2 protein-coding genes are annotated in these 1,441 nt (G+C 58.4%); both read right to left on the bottom strand.

Translation table 11 applies throughout. The features are described 5' to 3' along the window. A partial coding sequence (locus ACWI8T_RS09940) for a 4Fe-4S dicluster domain-containing protein (RefSeq protein ID WP_449138815.1) occupies nucleotides 1-533 on the bottom strand: 533 nt, incomplete at its 3' end. Nucleotides 534-627: 94 nt separating this feature from the next. Then, nucleotides 628-1,254 carry a 4Fe-4S dicluster domain-containing protein gene (locus tag ACWI8T_RS09935; protein ID WP_123219937.1) on the bottom strand — a complete coding sequence of 209 codons (627 nt, stop codon included), beginning with the start codon at nucleotides 1,252-1,254 and terminating at the stop codon, nucleotides 628-630. Nucleotides 1,255-1,441 lie beyond the last annotated feature (187 nt).

Below are 1,441 nucleotides of genomic sequence, written 5' to 3'. Positions count from 1 at the left end.
GGGTTCGTGTATTCCGAAGAAGGCAACGGCACCACATCGCTCGTTGTGTCAGCGTGGCGCGCAAGCAAGTCGTCCACCTCGCCGAAGTCGAGCGCACGCAGAGGGCACGCTTCCACGCATATGGGACGCTTGCCCTGCTCCACGCGGCTCGTACACCCATCGCACTTTGAGCTTTGATGCGCTTCGGGATTGATGGACGGGGCATGATACGGACACGCGATGGTGCAATATCCGCAACCGATGCATTTATGCGCGTCGACACATACCAGGCCGAGTTCGTTTTTATGCATGGCACCCGTAGGGCACACGTGCACGCATTCGGGATTGGCGCAGTGATTGCATGCGAGCGATATGTGGTAGCAAAACGCTGTGGTTTTCGCAGTGCCATCGGCGGCAAGCTCGCACGAGCCGCCCTCGTAATCGATTACACGGCGGTATCTGCGACCCACCGAAAGATTATTGAAATCGACGCACGCCATCTCGCACGTGCGGCAACCCGTGCATCGCGAATTGTCGAAGAAAAACCCGTACAAGATTGCCGCACCCCCTTGCGTTAAAAAACATCTTTCCAATAATACGGCAAAAGCCTCGCGCTGATACGCGAGGCTTTCGACCAGCTACCCTTGCTTATGCAAACGTAACTTCCTTCTCGTTCGCCACGGCGCCCGTGGTATCGCCGACTTCTTTAGCGGCTGGGCAGGCGTTGATGATAACGCTCGGGTTGGTGATGGACGGGTCGGCCATCGGCGCGATGGCGTGCACCGCATCGGGGTGCGCCTTTTTCAGCTCGTCCAAATCGCCCCACTCAAGAGCGCGCAGCGGGCAGGCCTCAACGCAAATGGGGCGCTTGCCCTCGGCGATGCGATCGCGGCACATGTCGCACTTCACGGCCTTGTTCTTTTCCTTCACCAGAATGGGCACGCCAAACGGGCAGGCGTCCACACAGGCACCCGTGCCAGTGCACACGTCTTCCTTAATGTAGACGATGCCGTCTTCATCCTTTTCAATCGCACCCGTGGGGCATGCAGCAAAGCACTTCGGGCTTTCGCAGTGATTGCATGCCTCAGACAGGTGATACGCATACGTGGTGGCGGTCACTGTGCCGTCTGCATTCTCGACGAACTCGCCACCCTCATAGTCGAACACGCGACGGAAAGCCGCCTCGGTGGACAGGTCGTGATAGTCTTTGCACGCCATTTCGCAGGTACGGCAGCCCGTGCAGCGCGTGCTATCGAAATAAAATCCGTAAGCCATTTTTCAATTCCCCCTCTTTCTTACTCGCGCTTTACGCCTTGGCAACCTGGACGATCATCGAATGCGCCGTGCCGTTGCCCTTGGCCAGCGGCGTGGGCTTGTAGGTTGTCAGCGTGTTCACGCAACCGCCCTCGTCGATCCTATCGCCCGACATGTCAGCCTTGTGCCATGCGCCCTGCGGAATGCC

Source organism: Slackia sp., from assembly GCF_977041755.1.
This window is presented reverse-complemented; position numbering and strand designations above follow the sequence as displayed.

Coding starts and splice junctions, on each gene's coding strand:
- ACWI8T_RS09935 (WP_123219937.1), bottom strand. CDS start 1,254: ATGGCTTACGGATTTTATTTCGATAGCACGCGCTGCACGGGCTGCCGT.